Raw genomic sequence first — 3,219 nt, forward strand, 5'->3', positions numbered from 1 at the left:
GTTGTGGGGGAACGCGTCAGGATGCTGATACATTAAGCAAATTATTGGCGGCTTATGCCAATCACCCCAATGTGGCCGGTATAACGGTTTTAAGTTTGGGCTGCCAACATTTGCAGGTAGAAGATTTTAAACGCGACCTGTTTGCACTTGATCCTGATTTTGATAAGCCACTTTTAATTTTCGAGCAGCAAAAAGCACAAAGCGAGGAGCAATTGATCCAAAATTCAATCCGCAGTACTTTTGAAGGATTGATGTTCATTAATAAACAAGAACGTGCAGCAGCCCCGCTAAGCAAAATGTGTGTGGGTGTAAAATGCGGTGGTAGCGATGGTTTTAGTGGTATTTCAGCTAATCCGGCTGTTGGTTATTGTGCCGATTTACTGGTGGCCTTAGGCGCCAAGGTTTTACTGGCCGAGTTCCCCGAGCTATGTGGCGTAGAGCAGGAAATGATCGACAGATCTGTGGACCGTCCAACGGCTGAAAAATTCATCCGTTTAATGACAGAATATGATGATCTGGCACATAAAGTTGGTTCTGGCTTTTACATGAATCCTTCTCCAGGCAATATTAAAGATGGTTTAATTACCGATGCGATTAAGTCGGCCGGTGCTGCGCGTAAAGCCGGCTCCGCTCCAGTTGTAGATGTTTTAGATTATACAGAACCCGCTACTAAACCCGGCTTAAGCTTGGTGTGCACCCCGGGGAACGATGTGGAAGCGACCACAGGTAAAGCTGCTGCCGGAGCAACCTTAATTTTATTCACTACCGGTTTAGGCACGCCAACAGGAAATCCGGTTTGCCCCACCATTAAAGTGGCTACCAACTCGATCCTGGCAAAACGCATGAGCGACATTATCGATATCGACACAGGAGCAGTGATTAATGGCGAAAAAACCATTAACGAAATGGGCGAAGATATATTAGAATACTGTATTAAAGTAGCCAGTGGTGAAGAAATTCCTAAGGCGGTACAACTTAATCAGGATGATTTTATCCCCTGGAAAAGAGGTGTAAGCCTTTAATTCCATGGAGGGTGGATAATTAAAATGAAAGTCCTAGCATAAATCCGTCATTCCCGCGCAGGCGGGAATCTTAAAGCACCCCGTTATTTAGCATTAAGATTCCCGATCATCTGGGAATGACGTAATTCAAACAAAAATATTAACCAAATATGAATTTAAATTTAGAAGGTAAAATAATCCTGGTAAGCGGTGGTGCAAAAGGTATTGGCTCGGCAATTGTTAAAACTTTGGCTATTGAAAATGCTTTTCCCATCATTATTGGCCGTAATGAAAACGATAACCTGAAAATGCTCCAGGAAGTAATAGATTTAGGTTTAAAAGCAGATTATTTTACTACAGAACTCACCGCACCTGAAAGCTGTAAAACCATTGTTGATGCGATATTGGCAAAATATGGCAGAATAGATGGCTTAGTGAACAATGCTGGTGTTAATGATGGTGTCGTGAGTGGGCAGTAGAATTATTGCCTTTTAGCATCCGTGTTAATGCCATTATTGTTGCCGAAGCCTGGACACCGCTATACGAGAAATGGATCAACACCTTTGAAGACCGTGATGAAAAACTTAAAAATATTACTGATAAAATCCCTTTCGAAAACAGAATGACCAGCGTGGATGAGATTGCCAACATGGCTGTATTCTTATTATCAGATAAATCGAGTCACACTACAGGCCAACTGATCCATGTGGATGGTGGTTATGTGCACTTGGATAGGGCACTCTTGTAAAGTATTTATCCTCAATTCAACAAGACACGTCATTCCCGCGCAGGCGGGAATCTTAAAGCCTCAGTATTTAGCATTAAGATCCTAACTCTTCGGTCTGTGGCCTCACAGACCGAAACAAATATAGCGTCATTGCGAGGCTGGATATGAGCGAGCCGAAGCAATCTATTGTGTATTTATTATCAAAAAAGATTTTTCGTTTGTAGTTTAATGTTTTAACTRCATTCAAGCTTGCTTCGCAGGTGCTTCACTCCTACACAAGTCCCTCTTCGGTTCGCAATGACGAAATTAAGAAGCAAAATACTTAAACGGTTAAACTATCCCAAATCACCTGATAAACATCCGGTGCATATAGGGTTTTATCCATCGCCTTTGAAGTAACCAGAACAGGTTTAAATTTATCAGCTACATTAATGCTGCCATGCGACCCTTTCACCAGTGTAGCATCGAGTGGAATTACATCCATCACATAACGGAAGCCGGCTTTCTTTCTTAAAAGTTTATATCCTGCCCTCAATTTAGAGGTCATGAACATTTCGACAGGATCGTAGCCTGGTTTTTTATGGATATCAACCACCCTTGCATAATCGGGGGCTTTAGCGTCATCCAGCCAGAAATAATAGGTAAACCAGCTGTTTTCTTTTGCGGTAAGAATCAGATCGCCAGAACGTTGGTGATTAATGTGGTGTTTCCCCTGTTCTGCCTTATCGAGTACCAATTCAATATCAGGTACATTTTTCAATAGGGCTTTTACCTGCTCGGTTACACTTTTATCGTTGATATATACATGTGCTACCTGATGGTCGGCCACTACAAAAGCTTTCGAAGCGCCGGGATCAAGCAATTCCAGTCCTCTTTCTTCACGGATCTGGATCAAACCGTTTTCCCTGAACAAACGGTTAAGGTGGATTGGTTTATTTACAGGCGCAATACCATATTCGGAAAGTAAAATGATGCGGGCACCCCTACTTTCGTAAAAACGCACCAATTCTTCTACCACCTGATCGATTTCTTTCAGTTCTGTCCCAATTTCATCCAACTCAGGGCCAAACTTTTGCAGGCAATAGTCTAAATGGGGTAAATAAATTAAGGTAAGCGTAGGGTTGTGCAGCTTTTCAGTTTCCATCGAAGCATCTGCAATCCATTTTGTTGATTTAATATTTGCACCAGGTCCCCAGAACTGAAACAAAGGGAATTGCCCCAGTTTAGCCTGTAAATGGTCGCGTAATTCGGCAGGTTGTGAATAACAGTCGGGTAATTTACGACCATCGGCAAGGTAATTCGGACGTGGTGTTACCGAAAAATCGGCTGTTGAATACATGTTGTACCACCAGAACATATTGGCACAGGTAAAATTCGGATCTTCTTTTTTAGCCTGATCCCATATTTTTTCAGCATTCACCAGTTTATTAGATTGTTTCCAGAATTTAATTTCTGCATCTGCGTGATCGTACCATCCATTGCCCACAATAC

Annotated in this window: 4 protein-coding genes; 3 read left to right on the forward strand and 1 reads right to left on the reverse strand. The window is 42.2% G+C overall.

Annotated elements, in window-relative coordinates:
* From AC1DND_RS26670 to AC1DND_RS26680, 3 genes are all read left to right on the forward strand, one after another.
* Window positions 1–1,022 (forward strand): UxaA family hydrolase (locus AC1DND_RS26670; RefSeq protein WP_477585719.1); only part of this gene is annotated, 1,022 nt, incomplete at its 5' end.
* Between the two features lie 149 nt (window positions 1,023–1,171).
* The gene (locus tag AC1DND_RS26675) at window positions 1,172–1,480 is read left to right on the forward strand and encodes an SDR family NAD(P)-dependent oxidoreductase (RefSeq protein ID WP_477585721.1); all 309 of its coding nucleotides are present in this window, start codon (window positions 1,172–1,174) and stop codon (window positions 1,478–1,480) included.
* 5 nt (window positions 1,481–1,485) lie between these two features.
* The gene (locus AC1DND_RS26680) at window positions 1,486–1,749 is read left to right on the forward strand and encodes an SDR family oxidoreductase (protein ID WP_477585723.1); all 264 of its coding nucleotides are present in this window, start codon (window positions 1,486–1,488) and stop codon (window positions 1,747–1,749) included.
* Between the two features lie 301 nt (window positions 1,750–2,050).
* On the opposite strand, the gene AC1DND_RS26685 is transcribed toward AC1DND_RS26680, so the two are convergent.
* Window positions 2,051–3,219, reverse strand: a 1,169-nt coding sequence (locus AC1DND_RS26685) for an alkaline phosphatase family protein (protein WP_477585724.1), incomplete at its 5' end; no start/stop codon positions are given.

The sequence above is a fragment of the Pedobacter sp. 01N416 genome (genome assembly GCF_056399685.1).